Origin of the sequence: Ktedonosporobacter rubrisoli, from assembly GCF_004208415.1 — a bacterium.
Classification (GTDB): Bacteria; Chloroflexota; Ktedonobacteria; order Ktedonobacterales; family Ktedonobacteraceae; genus Ktedonosporobacter; species Ktedonosporobacter rubrisoli.
In genome coordinates this window covers 7,259,306-7,277,493 of the sequence record NZ_CP035758.1, presented here as the reverse complement: position 1 = coordinate 7,277,493, position 18,188 = coordinate 7,259,306, and the positions used below count along the sequence as shown (strand labels likewise).

Annotated in this window: 10 protein-coding genes, 2 tRNA genes, 1 rRNA gene and 1 pseudogene; 9 read left to right on the top strand and 5 right to left on the bottom strand. The window is 51.1% G+C overall.

The genetic code is table 11. From position 1 onward, the window contains the following. Positions 1-242 precede the first annotated feature (242 nt). Positions 243-956 (top strand): CHAP domain-containing protein, encoded by a 714-nt coding sequence (locus EPA93_RS31615; protein WP_129891343.1) that lies wholly within the window; start codon positions 243-245, stop codon positions 954-956. A 126-nt stretch (positions 957-1,082) separates the two neighbouring features. Here the strand turns inward: EPA93_RS31615 and ppk1 are convergent, their stop codons facing one another. Beyond that, the gene (ppk1, locus tag EPA93_RS31610) at positions 1,083-3,227 is read right to left on the bottom strand and encodes a polyphosphate kinase 1 (protein WP_129891342.1); all 2,145 of its coding nucleotides are present in this window, start codon (positions 3,225-3,227) and stop codon (positions 1,083-1,085) included. A gap of 401 nt (positions 3,228-3,628) precedes the next feature. Here ppk1 and EPA93_RS31605 point away from each other — a divergent pair. The 6 genes and pseudogenes from EPA93_RS31605 (at position 3,629) to EPA93_RS49260 (ending at position 10,413) form a co-directional block, all read left to right on the top strand. Further along, positions 3,629-3,714, top strand: a tRNA-Leu gene (locus EPA93_RS31605). A 24-nt stretch (positions 3,715-3,738) separates the two neighbouring features. Next, positions 3,739-3,813, top strand: a tRNA-Gly gene (locus EPA93_RS31600). A 263-nt stretch (positions 3,814-4,076) separates the two neighbouring features. Then, positions 4,077-5,510 carry a trigger factor gene (gene tig / locus EPA93_RS31595; RefSeq protein WP_165423516.1) on the top strand — a complete coding sequence of 478 codons (1,434 nt, stop codon included), beginning with the start codon at positions 4,077-4,079 and terminating at the stop codon, positions 5,508-5,510. A gap of 49 nt (positions 5,511-5,559) precedes the next feature. Beyond that, the gene (gene clpX, locus EPA93_RS31590; RefSeq protein ID WP_340689218.1) at positions 5,560-6,879 is read left to right on the top strand and encodes an ATP-dependent Clp protease ATP-binding subunit ClpX; all 1,320 of its coding nucleotides are present in this window, start codon (positions 5,560-5,562) and stop codon (positions 6,877-6,879) included. 76 nt (positions 6,880-6,955) lie between these two features. Continuing rightward, positions 6,956-9,570, top strand: a pseudogene (gene lon, locus EPA93_RS31585) (endopeptidase La). Positions 9,571-9,906: 336 nt separating this feature from the next. After that, positions 9,907-10,413, top strand: a complete 507-nt coding sequence (locus tag EPA93_RS49260; RefSeq protein WP_207229250.1) for a DUF4870 domain-containing protein — start codon at positions 9,907-9,909, stop codon at positions 10,411-10,413. Positions 10,414-10,662: 249 nt separating this feature from the next. On the opposite strand, the gene EPA93_RS31575 is transcribed toward EPA93_RS49260, so the two are convergent. From EPA93_RS31575 to rrf, 3 genes are all read right to left on the bottom strand, one after another. Further along, entirely contained in the window at positions 10,663-11,616 is a 954-nt protein-coding gene (locus tag EPA93_RS31575; RefSeq protein ID WP_129891340.1) for an LLM class F420-dependent oxidoreductase, read from the bottom strand. Positions 11,617-11,825: 209 nt separating this feature from the next. Further along, positions 11,826-12,317: a MarR family winged helix-turn-helix transcriptional regulator gene (locus tag EPA93_RS31570; protein WP_129891339.1), complete on the bottom strand. Its 492-nt coding sequence runs from the start codon at positions 12,315-12,317 to the stop codon at positions 11,826-11,828. Between the two features lie 392 nt (positions 12,318-12,709). Further along, positions 12,710-12,826, bottom strand: a 5S ribosomal RNA gene (rrf, locus tag EPA93_RS31565). Positions 12,827-13,140: 314 nt separating this feature from the next. Between rrf and EPA93_RS31560 the strand changes: the two genes are divergently transcribed. Both EPA93_RS31560 and EPA93_RS31555 read left to right on the top strand, forming a co-directional pair. Continuing rightward, a complete protein-coding gene (locus tag EPA93_RS31560) occupies positions 13,141-13,914 on the top strand; it encodes a sulfite exporter TauE/SafE family protein (protein ID WP_129891338.1) in 774 nt (257 codons plus the stop codon). 380 nt (positions 13,915-14,294) lie between these two features. Beyond that, positions 14,295-15,827, top strand: coding sequence for an MFS transporter (locus EPA93_RS31555; RefSeq protein WP_129891337.1), 1,533 nt, complete (start codon positions 14,295-14,297; stop codon positions 15,825-15,827). A gap of 227 nt (positions 15,828-16,054) precedes the next feature. Here EPA93_RS31555 and EPA93_RS31550 read toward each other — a convergent pair whose 3' ends face one another. Further along, positions 16,055-17,974 carry a beta strand repeat-containing protein gene (locus EPA93_RS31550; protein ID WP_129891336.1) on the bottom strand — a complete coding sequence of 640 codons (1,920 nt, stop codon included), beginning with the start codon at positions 17,972-17,974 and terminating at the stop codon, positions 16,055-16,057. Positions 17,975-18,188: the final 214 nt, after the last annotated feature.

The following is an 18,188-nucleotide window of genomic DNA, read 5'->3' as shown; positions in this document are numbered from 1 at the left end:
TACCCCGGCCCAGAGCTGCATAATCTCTTCTCTCGAATAAATAATATCCACATAAGCTTTTTATGCCTCTTTTGCCTTCACCCTGTCTAGCCTATTATTACTATGTTTCAAGTTGATCCATTCTAACTCAGAATATTTGTATGGTATTATCTCATCAACGCACATTTAAATGTGTGTATACGGGTAATATTGTGCTGGATCATTTTTCGTTGTTTAGTAGAGGAGAAAGAGGAAGAAAGTAAATGAGCAAGAAGCGAAACATCTTTGAATATTTGCGGCAGCACCGCAAACTTACCTTTGTACTGGGACACCTCGCCGTAGTTTCCGTATTTGGTCTGGCAGTCATGGGTAGCATGTTTAGTTCATCCTTATTTAGTGCTTTTGCCCAGTCGTGTGCCAGCGGCGAACAGGTGTATATTGTAGCTCCAGGCGATACGCTGGGAAAAATTGCCAGTCGCTATAACACCAGCGCCCAGAACCTTGCCAATCACAATCGCCTGGGCAACGTCAATGTTATTTATGCTGACCAGCGTCTATGTATACCTGGCGGCACATCCGCAAGTGCGGTCAACACAGTCATTCACAATGCCTTGGCCGCCACAAGCGCAATGAACAATCCTTTCCCGTATCCCCAATGTACCTGGTGGGCAGATCAGCGCTTCCATCAAATCAATGGTGCGTACGTACCCTGGACTACCAACTCCGATGCTTACCTCTGGAGCACCCGAGCCCGTCAGTATAATTGGAATGTTTCCAGCACTCCAAGCGTAGGCGCGATCATCAATCTACAGCCCTGGGTACAGGGAGCACGTGGTCTGGGACATGTGGCCATAGTCGAGCAAGTGCTAGGTAACGGAAATGTGATCGCCAGTAATATGAACTGGGGAGGTAATCCTACACAGATCACAAACGTCGAATTTGCCCCGGGACCTGGAGTCACATTCATTACCCGTTAACTCAAACAAGATAGATGCATTTGCAAGTTGTAGCTGAGATACATTTGCAGATGCAAAAGGAGCGCTCTCGAACGGCTGTCCGTGAGCGCTCCTTGGTTATTCTGGCTATTCCATGGAGAACGACAACTAAGCACTTGAAGGGATTGCGCTAATCGTTGTATCAGCTTTCTCAAGTCCCTCATCCGCTTCAAACAAGGGATGCGAGATAAACCAGGCCTGACTATCAAAGGCTATCTCGCCCTGCGGCAGCTCCAACCGTTTATAGGTGCCGTCTGACTGTAGCTCGTGCGTATTCACGGTATCGGCCATAATTGGCTCTAGCACATGTTTGAGGACGGCCTGACGTAGGGCTGGTGCTTCTAACGGAAAGAGAATCTCCACCCGTGCGTTAAGATTGCGCTGCATCATATCTGCGCTGCCCAGGAAAATCTCCTCGCTCCCATTATTGCCAAAGTAGTAGATTCGGCTGTGCTCAAGGAAACGTCCCACCAGGCTACGCACGCGGATATTCTCACTGACCGAAGGAATGCCAGGGCGCAAGCTGCACATGCCGCGCACAATAAGATCGATCTCTACGCCCGCCTGTGCAGCTCGATAGAGCAATTGCACGATCTCGGGATCAATCAAAGCATTGATCTTAAAGATCAGCCTGCCGTTGCCAAATTCCTGCTGGATACGTATCTCGCGCTCAATGCGCTCCACAATCCCCCGCCGTAAGCCCACCGGAGCCACCAATAGCTTACGATAGGTATTCTGGCGCGAATAGCCTGTCAAAGAATTGAAGAGCGCCGTTGCATCTGCTCCTATCGCCGGCTGGCAGGTAAAGAGCCCGAGGTCTTCATATATGCGGGCCGTACTGGCATTATAATTTCCAGTGCTCAGATGAACATAGCGCCGGAGCCCCTCGCGCTCTCTACGCACAACCAGGGCGATCTTGGCATGCGTTTTCAAGCCAATCAAACCATAGACCACATGGACCCCTGCCCGCTCCAGCTCTCTGGCCCAAACAATATTGTTCTCCTCATCAAAGCGGGCCTTCAGCTCCACTACCACTGCAACCTGTTTGCCATTTTCAACCGCCTCCAGCAACGCCTTAACCACAGGCGAGTTCTGCCCAACGCGATAGAGCGTCTGTTTGATCGCCAGCACCTGGGGATCGCGCGCGGCCGCACAGATGAAATCTACAACGCTATTGAAGCTATCATAGGGATGATGCACAAGAAGATCATGGCGCTGAATGCTGCTAAAGAGATCCGAACCCTTTTGCAAAAAAGCCGGCGTGCGGGACGTAAAAGGGTGATTCTTAAGCTCAGGGCGATCAAGGTTGTAGAGCTCTATCACATCGCCCATCCCCATGGGCCCATCAATTACCGTCAGATCGCGCGGCGAGATTTCCAGATTATCCAGCAAGAGGCTGCGGATGCGTGGCGGCATAGAAGGATTAACCATCAGATCGACCACCTGCCCGAAGCGCCGCTCGCGTACCTCCTGCTCAATATATTCAAGCAGGTCTGAGGCCTCATCTTCCTGCAGCTCGATATCAGCATCGCGTAGGACACGAAACGGATAGGACTCCCAAACCTCAAAGCCGGGGAAGAGCATACTGATATTGGCAGCAATCACCTGCTCGATCCACACAAATGCTACCACCTCGTTCTCTTGCGGCGCGATAGGCACGGGGACAAGGCGCGGAAGAGCTGGGGGCACCTTCACGCGCGCAAAATGATCGCCATGGATCTGATCTGAGAGCACTACGGCCAGATTCAAGCTGCGATTAGAGATATGCGGGAAGGGATGAAAAGGATCTACCGCCAGCGGCGTGAGCACAGGGAATATCTCATTCACAAAGTAGGAATGCATTGCCTGGTGCTGCTGCTCGTCTAATTGCTCATAATCAAGAATATAGATATGTTGCTCAGCCAGCAGAGGCAAAAGCTCATTACGCCAGTATTGCCGAACTTCCTGCACCAGAGGGGCCAGCCTCTCACGCACAGCCGCGATTTGTTGTTCTGCCGTGCGTCCATCCGGGCTACGCGTGGGCACACCAGAGGCCACACGATCTTTAAGCCCAGCCAGGCGAATCATAATAAACTCGTCAAGGTTGGTCTCAAAAATAGAGATAAACTTTACGCGCTCCAGCAAGGGGTGACGCTTATCTTTTGCCTGCTCGAAGACCCGGCGGTTAAATTCGATCCAACTCAGTTCACGATTAATATACAGATTTTCAGGCCGTTCAAGATCCGTAGTAGAGACTAGCGATTTTTGTATCATACTGGCAAAATCCTAATATAATATGGCAGGGGTGAACGTCAAACAATACAGAGACCTTGTGTAATATAATAATATATCTATATTATAAAAACGAAGCAAGCTGGTAGTTAAAAGTACATTAAAGACCTCGTTTTGAGTTGGCAAGCCTTGATGGTCAGCATTTCCTCTTTAAGGAATGCGAAATTGAGCAAGAGAGAGGCCTGGAAACCGCTAACGACCCTGCCCGGCAAACTTCCTACACAAGAAATAACATGAAATAGGGCCAAATTATTTCAAGGAGCACAAAGAGAGTAGCCTATATGGTAGTATGTAGGGCAGAAGCGAAAATTTGTCTTGACAGTAGGTTAGTTGCTGATGTATTATCCACAGGTGGGAACATTATCAACCACAAGCATATCAATGGGCGGTTGCTGAAATTGGTAGACAGGACAGACTTAGGATCTGTTGGTGATGAACCGTGAGAGTTCGAGTCTCTCACCGCCCACCATCCGCGAGGGATGAAGAGAAATCAGCGGGAGTGGCTCAGTGGTAGAGCATCTCCTTGCCAAGGAGAAAGTCGCGGGTTCGATCCCCGTCTCCCGCTCCAAACTGGCTAGACAGAGAGCAGCCGAAGAGGCTGTTCTTTGTGGGCAAGTGCAGAGCAAATGCAACCCACACGAGACATAGATCACAAGACCTGGAATAAACGCAGAAGGATACTACTAGCTTGTTGTGGGGGTGGTCTATGGAGGTGGTAATTGCCTTTCAGTGCTTCCCACAGTCTATTCACGATGAAATAATAAGCGTATGAACGTGTAGCTTCGAGTTCACACTAATCGAATAGACTACATAGAACCTGTTGGAGGAAATGTGAAGGTCTCTGTTGAAAAGCTGCCAAGCAGCGAGGCCGTCCTTGAAGTAGATGTGACTTGGGACGAGATGGAAAAAGCCTCAGACAAGGCGTACCGTAAACTAGTTCAGAAGGTTGATGTACAGGGCTTTCGCCGAGGTAAAGCGCCTCGGGCTATGCTAGAACGTAAGCTGGGAAGAGAATACATCTACCAGGAGGGTCTAGACGACCTTATCACTGAGGCTTATCGCAATACGCTCAAAGAGCACGATCTCACACCGATCACGCAGCCTAAGCTCGATGCCCCTATTTTCGAGATGGGGCAGCCATATCATTTCAGTCTCACTGTGCCCATTATCACCCCTGTTGAATTGCCTGACTATAAGTCCATGCATTTTGATCGTGAAGAAGTAGATGTTACTTCCGAAGAGGTTGATAAAGAGATTGAGTCTCTGCGCACTCGTGTGGCCGAATGGAATGTTGTCGAGCGCCCGGCGGCAATAGGTGACCGTGTGACGGTCGATCTCAAGCTCACCTCCGGAGACCAGCAGATCTCCGACCTGAAAGACAATCCTTTCGAGCTTACCGACGAGCGTAATGGCCTGTTTACCGGCATGGATGAACATATTGTGGGTATGCAGGCTGGCGAGAGCAAAAACTTCAGCACCACTATTCCGGCTGACTACAGCAACGAGAAACTAGCGGGCAAAGAGGCTAACTATGCAGTAACCCTGCATAAGGTAGAAGAGAAGCAGCTTCCCGAGCTTGATGATGCCTTTGCTGAGAAAGTCAGCGATGGGCAATGTGCAACCGTGGAAGACCTGAGCAAAGTCCTTAGCGACAACATTCTTGAGAACAAGAAACGGCGGGTACGCGAGGAGCTGCGCGAGAAAGTTGTGAGCAGCATCATCGAGCAGTCAACCTTCAACTTGCACCCCCTCCTGATCGATGAGGAGATCGAGGATATGATGCACCAGTTCTCGCATATGCTGGAGCAGCAGCGTCTCTCAATGGATCAGTATCTCATGATGACGCGCAAGACTGCCGAAGAGTATCGCGAAGAACTGCGCCCGGAGGCCGAGAATCGGGTGAAGCGTCAGCTCGTGCTGGAAGAAGTGGCCCGACAAGAAAATGTAACAGTCGATCCCGAAGAGATCGAGGCGCTCTTCAACTTCTATGCCCAGGCGGGCCAGGCGCTGCCACGCAGCGATGAGCAGATTCGAGCTCTGGCATTGAGCTATCGGCGTGAGAAGACCTTGACACGCCTGGTAGAATTAACAACCGATCCTGACCCGGAGGCGGTGAGCGAAGAGGAAGAAGCAGAAGAGGCGGTCGTAGAGAACGCGCAAGTAGCAGCCCAGGAAGGCGCAGCGGCAGCCGAAGAAGCAAAAGAGGACGTTGGCGCGGCAACCCCTCGGGAAGAAAACGGTCAGGCAGCTCAGACAGTCGAGTAGAAAAGGACCATCAAGGTGCTTTGTTGCACTTGCAGGAAAGGTGACTGACGTGGCAAACTCGAAAAATATGCGTACGACATATCGCTGCTCCTTTTGCGGCAAGAGCCAGGACCAGGTACAGCGTCTTATTGCAGGCCCTGGTGGTGTCTACATCTGCGATGAGTGTATCGACCTGTGTCGAGAAATCATCGAAGAGGAGCAAGCCACCGTCGCTAAGCCACGCTTGCAAACGGGGAAGATCCCCACACCAAAGAAAATTTACGAGCAGCTCAGTAATTATGTCATCGGTCAAGAGCGGGCTAAGAAATCCCTGGCGGTTGCGGTCTATAACCACTACAAGCGCATAGGGGTCGGCATGCAGATCGAAGATGTAGAACTGGGGAAGAGCAACATCTTGATGATTGGGCCAACCGGTTGCGGGAAGACCCTGCTTGCTCAGACGCTGGCAAAGATTCTTGATGTGCCCTTCTGTATCGCTGATGCGACGGCGCTCACCGAGGCTGGCTATGTCGGCGAGGATGTCGAGAATATCTTGCTGCGTCTGATCCAGGCTGCTGATTTCGATGTTGCCCGCGCCGAGCGCGGCATCGTCTATATCGATGAGATAGATAAGATTGCGCGTAAATCCGATAATCCTTCGATTACGCGCGACGTCTCGGGTGAAGGAGTGCAGCAGGCGCTCTTGAAGATCATTGAAGGCACGGTTGCTAATGTGCCGCCCCAGGGTGGTCGCAAGCATCCTCACCAGGATTTTATTCAGATCAATACTGCCAATATCCTCTTCATCTGTGGTGGGGCCTTTGAAGGCCTTGACAAGATTGTCGGACAGCGTGTAGGCAACAAAAATTCGATAGATCTTGTCGAAATGCATAAGGCTAATAAGGCCAATAAAGCAGCCAAGGTTAATAAGGATACGCCTGCCGCCGCTGAAGAGAATATTCTTACCCAGCTAAGTCCCTTTGATCTGCTCAAGTACGGTCTGATCCCCGAGTTCGTGGGTCGCCTGCCTGTAGTAGTCGCGCTGGATAAGCTTGATAAAGAAGCGCTGATTCGTATCCTCACCGAGCCAAAGAACGCCATCATTAAACAATATCAAAAGCTCTTACAACTTGACCGCGTTGAGCTATCTTTTACCAAAGAGGCGCTTGACGCTACTGCCGAGGGTGCTCTGAAGCAGGGTACCGGGGCCAGAGGGTTACGCAGCATCGTCGAAGAAGTGCTCTTCGAAGTGATGTATGAGATCCCATCGCGTCCCGATGTCAAGAAGATAGTGATCAATGGCGATGTGGTTACCTCACATCAAAATCCCCTGCTTGTGACAAGAAACGAACGAACACCTACGCCATATTCTGAAGATGAGTCTGCTTAGTGCGGACTCATCCATTTTTCTTGAGAAGTAGAGTAACTAATGCGGCTGATTAGCCAGGAGAGATAGGCGGAAACCAATGAATGAACAAGAACGCCCGGAAATTGTACAGGATATCGATAGCACGTATCCTCTGGTGGCGTTAAAAAGCATCGTTGCGTTCCCGCATAATCGTCATGCGCTGGCAATCGCGCGCGAGAAGACAGTACGCGCTATCGAAGAGGCGATGATGCGACCAGATCGCACGCTTGTCGCCGTTACCCAACGCAATGCCGATATTGACGACCCGGAGCCTAAGGATCTCTATTCTGTAGGCACGCTGGTAGAAGTCACAACGATGCATCGTCAGCAGGATGGTAGCCTGCAAGTGCTTGTACGTGGCATTAGTAGGGCCCAGATCGAGGAATATCCCGAACTTGAGCCGTTTATGCAAGTCCGTATCAGTACACCGGTCGAACCACAGCCCAAGGGCTCTATGGCTGATGCCGTGGTTCGTCATGCTACCAATCTGTTTGAGCGCTATGCGCAACTGAACCGCCGCTTCTCAGCAGAAGATATTAACTCCATTATTACTCTCAAGAACGCTACGCGTCTCTCTGATACCCTGGCTGCTCATCTTGTTACCGACATGGAGCAGCAGCAAGATCTTCTGGAAACTCTTGATCCTCTTGAGCGCCTTGAGAAGATCTGCGTGATTATGGGTAACGAGATCGAGATTCTTGAGCTCGAAACGACAATCCGCAGTCGCGTACGTTCTCAGGTAGATCGCACGCAGAAAGAGTTCTACTTGCGTGAACAGCTCCGCGCGATCCAGGAAGAATTGGGGATGGAGACTTCTTCTGAAGCGGATGAACTGCGGGCCAAGTTAAAAGAGAAAATCTTGCCAACCGAGGTCGCTGTCAAGGTGCGCAAGGAGATAGATCGCCTTGAGCGCACGCCTTCACAGTCGGCAGAGGTTGGGGTTATTCGCTCCTATATTGACTGGGTGTTGGCGCTGCCCTGGAATGAGCGCAGCGAGGATACTTTCAATATCGAGGATACTCGTCATATTCTTGATGAAGATCACTATGGCCTTGAAGGTATTAAGGAGCGCATCATAGAGTTTCTGGCCGTGCGGCAATTGCGTCAACAGCGTGCGAGCCGCAATGGACAATCTAAGAGCGAGAGCCAGGGACAGATCCTCTGTTTCATTGGTCCTCCAGGTGTTGGTAAGACTTCGCTCGGACAGTCAATTGCGCGCTCACTGGGGCGCAAGTTCGCGCGTATCTCGCTGGGTGGCGTCCATGATGAGGCCGAGATTCGTGGCCATCGGCGCACCTATGTGGGAGCCTTGCCAGGACGTATTATTCAGAGCATGAAAACAGTCGGGGTACGCAATCCCGTTTTCTTGCTTGATGAAATTGATAAGCTTTCTTCCGAGTTCCGGGGCGATCCAGCTGCCGCTCTATTAGAAGTGCTTGATCCAGAACAGAACAGCAATTTTAATGATCATTATCTGGAGTTGCCTTTTGATCTCTCGGAAGTGTTCTTCATCTGTACCGGAAATGTGAAGTATCAGATCCCGCGTCCATTGGCCGATCGTATGGATATTATCGATCTTCCTGGCTATATGCTTGAGGAAAAGGTAAATATTGGGCAGCGGCACTTGCTTCCTAAAGTGCTCAATGAGCATGGACTTACCGCGCAGCAGTTGAAGATTCCGCAAGCTGTGATGCAGCGCATCATTACTGATTATACACGCGAAGCAGGCGTGCGCAGCCTCGAACGGCAACTTGCTAACATTTGCCGTAAAGCAGCGAGGCGCATTCTTGAACATCCCAATCGCCATATTCGGGTCACCATGAATAATCTGGAACAGTACCTTGGTACTCCGCGTTATTCTAATGCTCCCCCTCTGCAACGCACGCAGGTTGGAGCAGCGATGGGCCTGGCTGTGACTGAGATGGGGGCATTCTGTTACCGGTAGAGGTGGTGACGATGGTCGGGAAAGGGGATCTGATTGTGACGGGCCAGCTTGGCGATGTGATGCGTGAGTCGGCTATGGCCGCCCTTTCCTACATTCGTACGCGCGCCCTGGAGCTGAATATAGATCCCAATTTCCAGGAAACTACCGATCTGCATATTCATTTGCCTGAAAATGCTATTCCGAAAGACGGGCCATCAGCCGGAATCACTATTGCTACCGCGCTTGTTTCTGCTCTAACCAAGCGACCGGTACGCAACGATCTGGCCATGACTGGCGAGGTGACTCTGCTAGGAAGTGTGCTGGCTATCGGAGGGCTAAAAGAAAAGGTGCTGGCCGCCCAGCAGGCAAATATTACTAACTTGATCATCCCAGCCCAGAATAAGAAGGATCTCGCAGATATTCCTGCCAAGATTCGTCAGCGTATGCATTTTACGCCGGTTGATACGATGGATCAAGTTATTGATGTCGCGTTACTACCAGCCCCAGAGCCCTCTCAGGAGGAAGAGCAAAAAGATCTGGAGCCCTTTCCCCTACGCTTAGAAGAGCGCTTACCGGTCTATCATGAGCAAAATGCTCGCCGCGATCAGAATATGCGCCGCACGAGTATGTCCGTAGAGCAGCATAGTGAGTCCGAGGAAGATGAAGCCTCTACGCTTATGATCCCGCCTTCTGAGCACACTCTCTATCCCCATGTTCATGCTGTACAGGATGAAGCTGACGATAAATAATTCAGCTTCATCCATTGGATAAATTGCCCGCTTGATTCGTTATAAATAATTAGGAGACAACGGGGAGAGGTATTCAACTCTATGAATGCTTCGTCCCCAAACTGCTACTCAGGGGATTTAACAGAAAAATCATTGTTATGACCATTCAGATAGCTTACAACCTTAACTTTGCGAACTCTACTGCGTATCTGTATATGTGGTGTCAAAAGAAAGGTTAAGACTTGAAGAGTGAGAATAGATTTTTTTCAACTCAGTATTGACTGAAGCTGTATGCAGCATGTCTCCGATTATTGCGGTCTTATATATGCAATTTGTGCAAGAGAGGGATGAAAGGTTATGAGTTATCAAGACCCTAATCAGGGCCAGTATCCAAATTCGGGACAATATGGCGGTTATAACCCGCAGCAGCCGCAGCCCACTGATCCATACAGCGGTCAGCAATATGGTGGACAGCAAGGCGGCTACGAGCAGCAGCAGGGCTATGGACAGCAACCGGGCTATGGACAGCAGCCTGGTTATGGTCAGGGTGGCTATGAGCAGCAGCAGTATGGCCAACCCGGTTATGGTCAGCAGCAGGGCTACCAGCCTCCGAATTATGGGCAGGGTGCTCCCGGCTTTCAGCAGCCATTTGGCACGCCTGGTGAGGGTCCTACTTCGATGGGCCTGCGGCAGAACACTGCTTCGGGCCTGAGCTATGCCCTGGTCTGGATCACCGGGCTAATTTTCTTCTTTGGGGAGAAGCAGAATCGCGTCGTGCGCTTCAATGCCATGCAGTCAATCTTGCTCTTTGGGGCATCAGTATCCTGCAAATCGTCCTTAACATCTTCACCCATATCGCTGTAATAGGTTTAGGGTTTAGTTGCCTTAGCGGCCTGGTTGGAGTGGCCACGGTTGTACTGTGGATTGTGATGATGGTTAACGGTTTCCAGGGCAAGTATGTGAAGCTGCCAGTGATTGGCGATTATGCCGAGAAATACGCTAACCAGAGCCCGTTCTAAGCCGAGCAGAATTTATCGAATGGTTTTCGGTGGGGTATCGTCCGTCAATGCGGACGGTACCCTTTTTCTGTTTCAGCGATTTCTGCTCCAGGGCTCAGGCAATAAACTCGCTGGCGAAGCGCCGAATGATATCAAGCCGGGTAGGATCGACGAACTTGATGATGAGCTCTTGTACACCGGCCGCTTCATAGGCAGCAATGCGTTGGCGAATGGTTTCGGGGCTGCCAATAAGAGAACATGCGATGATCTCTTGCGGCCACCTGGCTATCGTATTAGCAGGAATAGCGGCGAGCGCCTGCTCATCTGTATCGGCGATGCTGCAGAACGTCAAGACTGTACGTCGAATGCTACTGTAATCGCGTCCAATAGCCTCACAATGCTGCTTGAGGATGGCAAATTTGCGCTCAAGCGTTGCCAGATCGCCGCCTATATTACAGATGTCGCCGTACTGCGCTACCATCTTCAAGGTGACCTGTTCGCCACCGCCTCCGATTAAGAGTGGGATGTGTGGTTGCTGCACGCCTTTGGGCTGATTGATGGCACCACGCACCTGGTAATACTCGCCTTCAAAGGTGGCTTCTTCCTGTGTCCACATAGCCAGGATCACCTGGACGGCTTCGCGTAGCTGCCGCAGACGCTCAGGTGCCGCAGGATACTCATCGCCATAGCCATAGGCGCGGTACTCGTGTTCATGCCAACCCGAGCCGATACCGAAATTGAGGCGACCATGCGAGAGCACATCCACGGTACTGGCCATTTTGGCCAGCAGGGCCGGGTTGCGATAGCCGTTACAGGTGACTAGCTGGCCGATTCGTATACGCCTGGTCAGGCAAGCTAAGGCAGTTGTAGTGGTCCAGGCCTCAAACGTAATCTCTTGCGAGGGTGGAGCTGTATGAAAGTGATCAACCAGCCATGCCGACTCATAGCCACTTTCATCGGCCGTCTGCGCTACGCTGAGCATTGTTTCGTAAGCTTTCACTGGATCTTTAATACTCGCTAGATCCAGTGCCCAGCCCTGAGGCAATGAGAGACCAAACTTTATAGACATAAATAAACAACCTCGCTTCTGGATGCTAAGTGTCCTGCGTTCCACATGTGTTTCACTGAGACAAGTTGTGCGTTGCTGCCTGTGAATGCACGAACTTCTTTCTACTTTTGTGATGAACACCATGCGAACGGTAATTTGTACGTCCTGTTGAGAGGATGATAGGGTAAGTAGAGACACAAATTAATATCAGGTAGAATGTGACGATGGCTTTATTGTTTTGGTGGGCCTTTTTCATGAGGCTCGTCGGCTGCAGGCTCCTCTGAGAGAGCTAAGCTAACGCGATAGAATGAGCGCAAACCCTGGCGTAGTGCGGCTAGATCTTGTTCATCTAGTTGGGCGAGGCACTGCTGTAGATGCTCCATACGACCCAACCAGAGACGACGCGATAGTGCATCGCCAGCTTCAGTCAGGCGAGCCAGAGTAAAGCGGCGGTCCTCATTATATTCCGCCCGCTCGGCCAAGCCAGCCTGGACCAGGCGATCTACCAGGTGGCTGGCGGTCGCATGGCTGATTACCAGAACTTTGGCTAACTTGCTGATAGTTACCGGACCCTTAAAGCTGAGCACAAACAGCATTTTCAACTGGGCCATGCTAAGATTAAGGCTTTGCCATTCCTGCATGACCGTGCGCTGCAGATCATAGACGCTGAGAAAGAGTAGCCTGCTCACTTCTTTGATGGCATCGCCCTGTTCCTCCGTCATAGCTCTTCCCTCTCTTGCGCTAGCTTTGTAATATTAGCCTGTGCCACAAATGCTTACCCCTTGGCATATAGGAGTGTAGCATAATTATGTAGATGTCGTCAACTGATTAGATGACATCTACATAATTGTTAGCTTTGCAGAAACTCTTCTGAATGAGCATGGCAACATGCTTCTCTAACGTGCTCCGCGCGACTAAGGGTCCCATGCGTCCAGCTACAATGAGGGCTGAGGCAATTTCATGAATGTAATATCCTTGATTGGGCATCCATATAGATGCGTTCCGCGTGGGAAGCTGACGAGTTCGAACAGGGAAAGCCTGAGCGGTATATCTGGAAAGAGAAGAAGCAGGAGTGAGGAAGATGGCAAAACAAAACCGCCAATGTGAGCGGGTGAAACGGCGATGTCCTATTTTCCCGTGCAGTTGCCCGCAGAGTATCGTCGGAGCTGAAGAGCTTAACTACCGTGTTCGGGATGGGAACGGGTGTACCCTCTTCGCTGTTATCACCGGTTCACCTGCGCATACAGGCGGTTTTCTTTGACGCGATGAATAATATCATACTCGTCCATAGCTGTCAATACCTTTGCCCTACTTTTTTCAGAATTTCGTCAGATTCATGCTTTACTCTAAAGAGCACCCGTTACCACCCTCTTCTCTGGCGGCCTGGGCAGGCAAGAAATGGTGCTTTATAAAGTATATTGCGAGCATCACACGAGAGAAAGAGCAATAGTTAAGCAAGAGAGCAATGATTATACGGAGCTGAGCCAAAAAATGATATACTCAAGACTATACGTATAGTCCGCATTAAACAGGGGTTTTGCATCAATGACTTTGCTACAACAATTGCCGATCCTCTTTATTGCCGCGGTGCTTGGTGGCACCCTCAACGCTGTCGCGGGTGGAGGGAGCTTTATCGGTTTCCCGGCCCTCTATCTCTCTGGCGTGCTGCCTGTGGAAGCAAATGCCACAAATACTGTAGCGCTCTGGCCAGGTTCGCTGGCTAGCGCGAGCGCCTATCGGCGGGAACTGTCAACCATCCAGAAGGGCTTGCTTTTTCTGATGATTGGTACCAGTCTGATAGGTGGGATTCTGGGGGCAAACATTCTGCTCAAGACGTCGCAGTCAACCTTTGTGCACCTGGTTCCCTATTTGCTACTCATCGCTACAGTCTTATTTGCCATCAGCGGCCCGGTTACTGCGCGCCTGCGCAAGCGCTCATTTGAAAAGGTCAATCTTACCTGGCCTGTTATTATCGGTATTTCGGTTATCCAGCTTATTATTTCCACATATGGAGGCTTCTTTGGTGGCGGTCTGGGTATTTTGATCCTGGCGACCCTTTCGTTGCTGGGCATGGATAATATGCATGTGATGAACGGACTCAAGGCATTTTTGAATAGTTGCGTTAATGGAGTGGCTGTTATCGTCTTCATAGCAAAAGGTGCGGTAGTGTGGCCACAGGCAATTGTCATGATCATTGGTGCAATTATCGGAGGCTACGTCGGCGCTTACTATGCACGCAAGGTCGATCAGAAATGGATACGCCTGTTTGTCTTGCTGGTTGGCGCCTGCATGACTATCTTTTTCTTCGTCCGCGGATAAAGGCCCCTGCTCTGGCTGAGGCGTGAGCAGGCTCTATAGTCGACTGAGTGGGGTGTGGTGCGCTCTTATTCTCTACACCCTGATCCTCTCTCTTCAAAAGAACTTCGGCTGGCTCTCAGCGGGGCAATAAATAAGCGCATATAAATGTTTTAGTAATGAGGAGTATCTTTACTTCTCTCTGATTCGTGGCTCTGTACTGCAGGTAATTTATCCACGGCGCTCATTATCGGTTGGGAAGAATGTTTCCCGGCTGCAATAACGTTTTTGCGCTCCATACTCCTTGAATGAGACTGCTTCTTGCAGCGTTTAAGCAAATGAACGCGTAACACAGCAAATATAGCTTTGTGCGTAGAATTCACTTTATTATCCAGGGCATAAAAATGAAACCACAAGAAACTCAACTACAAAACAGCCAGCAAAACACGCTTCTTTCGCCTGATCGCCAGAGGATGGCAGAGGACGAGCAAGAGCACGCGGGAAAATGGGCAGTGCTCGGAATTGTGGCCATTGGCGTCTTTATGGCCACGCTTGATTCGTCTATCGTAAATATTAGTTTGCCACCTATTGCGCTCTATTTTAATGTGCCGCTGAGTGGTCCTGTTGAATGGGTGGTGATTGCCTACCTGGTGGCGACGGCGGCGGTGCTACTAACGGCTGGTCGTTTGGCAGATATGGTGGGACGCAAGGCTGTGTGGGCGGTCGGCCTGGTTGTGTTTACAGGTGGTTCGGCAATCTGCGGGGCGGCTCCTTCATTGGGGCTCTTGATAGCTGCGCGCGCTCTGCAGGGGCTTGGCGGAGCGCTTATGATGGCAGTTTCTCCGGCTATGCTCACCACTGCCTTTCCGGCCAGCGAACGCGGGAAAGCTCTGGGCCTCAATGCCGTCATCGTTGCGCTTGGCGTAAGCGTGGGTCCGACGCTGGGCGGCTTGATTACGGGATACCTTTCCTGGCGCTGGATCTTTTTTGTGAATGTGCCGATTGGCATTATTGGTCTGTTTCTGACCCTGCGCATCCTTACCGAAAAGCTGCGCCGCAATCCGGGCCGCTTTGATCCTCTTGGCGCGTTTATGCTGGCTCTGGGCCTGGCTGGCCTGACCGCTGGCCTTTCCTTTGGGCAGGAACTGGGCTGGACCTCGCCCTTGCTGCTGAGTAGCTTGATTATTGGTTGCCTGGCGCTGGCTTCTCTGCCCTTTATCGAGAGCCGGGTGGTCAATCCAATTATCCATTTTTCGCTGTTGCATAACCGCGTGTTTGTCTCGGCGATTTTGAGCCTGGTTCTAAGCTTTCTTGCCCTCTTCGCAGTGAGCTTTATGCTGCCTTTCTATCTTGAGCAATTGCGCCATTTTCCTACCGAGAAGGCCGGTTTACTGCTTACGCCTTTGCCTTTGACGATTGCGCTAATTGCGCCCTTTAGCGGCACGCTTGCCGATCGCATTGGGACGCGCTGGCTGGCGGCCTCGGGACTTGCTATTGCTTGCCTGGGCCTGGTGCTGATCGGGCAGCTCAATGCGCAGAGCTCGATCTTCGATATCATCTGGCGCCTGGTGGTGACTGGGGTTGGCCAGGCCTTGTTTCAATCGCCCAATAATAGCGCTCTACTTGGAGCGGCTCCGCGTAATGAGCAGGGGAGCGCGTCAGGCTTCCTGGCTACTGGCCGCACGATGGGCCAGAGCGTGAGCGTGGCGCTGGCTGGAGCGATCTTTGCTGGCTTTGGCGGGGCTGAGGCCGGCCGCCTGCTCTCCTTACAGCTAGATAGAGCCCATGTCGCCGCTTTACAGCAGACGTTTGCTCATAGCTTCCAGATGACGTTCACTGTATGTGCGGTGATCGCGGCTGTGGGGGTTTTTGCCTCGCTGGTGCGTGGCAAAGAGGAGCGTTCGCGCAAGCGTGGACAATCAGTAGCATCCAGATAAATCTTTGCAAGCTAAAGAATAGCTCCTGTACTTTCTACGCAGGAGCTTCTTTATGCTTGGTATCCTCCTTCCTCGCCTCAAAAATATGCTCGTCCTAGAAGGCAAAAATAGATACGTATTGAACAGAGAAACGATACAGAGGGAAATTCCCTCTGTATCGTTTTTGCTGAGCTATCAGCCGCCCTTGGAACGACTCTCACTTAATTCTTGATGGCTTTTTCTCGGCCCTAATGAACCGTGACGTTCGCCGCGAACTCCGAGGTTTCTGTAAGAGTTCCACTGGTTGTGGTCGTTGCGGTCACCGACTTGCCAGCCGCGACTTGTCCAGCGGTGAGCGTTAGACTCCACTTACCGGCTGCACTGGCAGTTACGCTGCCCAGCACCGCCTGTCCTTCACCATGTCCTTGATCATCCGCCTCATTGCTAGCCAGAAACACCTCGACGGTAGTGTTGGCAGGAGCTGTTCCACTGATCTGGGTGGTGGTAGCTTGCGTAATGACTGGGGCCGGTGTGTAATCGTTGGGACCTGGAGGGGGAGTGTTGGCGTTGATCACACCCTGTGGGGCCAGGTCAATACCAAGGCCGCCATTGGCGAAGGTCTGATTCTGACTAATCGGGGTATGAACCTGTGTATCGGTCGCCGCTGTTCCAACCAGGATGCCAGATTTGCCGTTATGGGCAATGACATTATTTTTGACGGCGTTGTTGACAACCTGTCCTCCCCCCATGCCTAAGAATACCCCGTTGCCTCCATTGCCAAGCGCTTTGCTCCCGGTGGCATCCAGGCCGATAAAGTTGCCTGTAACCAGATTGTTTTTGGTATTTCCTGAAGTTCCGTTATCGACCTGCCCGTCTATCTGAACGCCATCTGTCGTATTGCCACTGATGACGTTGCGTGCGGCACTTGTGGTTCCTCCAATCGTGTTATTGGCAGTATCGGTGGTCTTGCCAGCTGAGAGTTCTATGCCAGCCCCTTGCGTAAAGCCTGGTTGTGTTCCATTGGGCAAGGCTATCTCGCCACTACTGTCTGTGCCGATATAATTTCCTTCAATGACGTTGCCCTGACCTGCCAGAGTAATACCAAAGTTGAAATTGCCGCTGATAATGTTGCGTGCCGAGGCAGTCGTTCCCCCGATGGTCGCGTTATTGATGGTAGTAGTGATCCCCTCTTCGTTGCCCAGGGCCTTCTTCCCAGTCACGTCGGTTCCAATCAGATTGCCCACGACTAGCGCCGTGCCGCTTGTGCTGCCAGCCAGTCGAATGCCAGATGCATTGCCACTAATGACATTGCCCGCACCACTCGCTGTGCCGCCGATCACGCTCCCCGGACCTGCGAGAATACCATCACCGGGAATACCCCCCGCTGCGAAATTGACAACGGCGGCATTTCCGGCAGCGTTCAGCCCGATAATGTTGCCCTGTAAGGTATCTGCGCTTCCCATCGATACCTGGAATGAGGCATTGCCGCTGATGACATTGCTGCTTGCAGGGCTGGTGCCTCCGGTAGTGATCTTGCCCGATGCATTGTTCACGATTCCTTGCCCATTGGAGGCCTGGGTCGAGCCGTCAGGTTTGATGCCAATAAAATTCCCTTGCACCATGAGACCTGTGCTACTTCCAGAAGTAAAGATCCCATTGGTAAAGTCTGTAATAGAGAGGCCCTTGATCGTATCTCCATTGCCGGAAATACCTAATCCCTGGAACACATTGAGCGATTGGCCTCCATCCAGGCGAAGCTTGAGGACTGCGTTGTTGCCTGAACTGAGGGGATTGCTATTAGGTCGTGCGCCAGGCTGGCTATAACCATTGATGGTCGTCGTATTCGCTGTGAGCGTCGGCAAAGGATTAAGTGCATCGGTGATGCTTATGGTGCATACTGAGCCGGTACAGCCAGGATCGCTAGAAGGGATATTGAAGTTAATAGTATCGCCAGAACCGTCTGTATTCGCCTTGTTGAGAGCACAGCGTAGCGAGAAATTCTGCGCTGTACAGGGATTGGGATCAGCTGTTGTAGTCACAGTAAGGGGAGAGGCAGCATGAACGCTCGGAGCAAACCCTGTAAAAGCTGTTGCTAATAACAAGAGAAATGTTGTACCGACGACCTGTGTGCATCTCAACAGTAGTGACGAAGGTGTACGTGAAGACATAATAATCCTTTCCTAAATCATTATGGTCCTTTCATGGTAAAGCAGTTTTGTGTCATCTAAACTGTAGAAAAATCTCAATGTATATTACACTGAATATCAGATGAAACAAATACTAAAAATACTTAAAGCTTATTATGATGCTAAAAAGTATTTTAGTTCTATACTGCTTTCATTGGATATTACGCAGCAAAGTTACAAAGTTAAAGGAAGGAGT

Excerpts from the sequence above, each read along its gene's own strand:
- EPA93_RS31555 (WP_129891337.1), top strand. The coding sequence starts at position 14,295 with ATGAAACCACAAGAAACTCAACTACAAAACAGCCAGCAAAACACGCTT.
- EPA93_RS31575 (WP_129891340.1), bottom strand. The coding sequence starts at position 11,616 with ATGTCTATAAAGTTTGGTCTCTCATTGCCTCAGGGCTGGGCACTGGAT.
- EPA93_RS31560 (WP_129891338.1), top strand. The coding sequence starts at position 13,141 with ATGACTTTGCTACAACAATTGCCGATCCTCTTTATTGCCGCGGTGCTT.
- EPA93_RS31550 (WP_129891336.1), bottom strand. The coding sequence starts at position 17,974 with ATGTCTTCACGTACACCTTCGTCACTACTGTTGAGATGCACACAGGTC.
- EPA93_RS31570 (WP_129891339.1), bottom strand. The coding sequence starts at position 12,317 with ATGACGGAGGAACAGGGCGATGCCATCAAAGAAGTGAGCAGGCTACTC.
- EPA93_RS49260 (WP_207229250.1), top strand. The coding sequence starts at position 9,907 with ATGAGTTATCAAGACCCTAATCAGGGCCAGTATCCAAATTCGGGACAA.
- ppk1 (WP_129891342.1), bottom strand. The coding sequence starts at position 3,227 with ATGATACAAAAATCGCTAGTCTCTACTACGGATCTTGAACGGCCTGAA.
- EPA93_RS31615 (WP_129891343.1), top strand. The coding sequence starts at position 243 with ATGAGCAAGAAGCGAAACATCTTTGAATATTTGCGGCAGCACCGCAAA.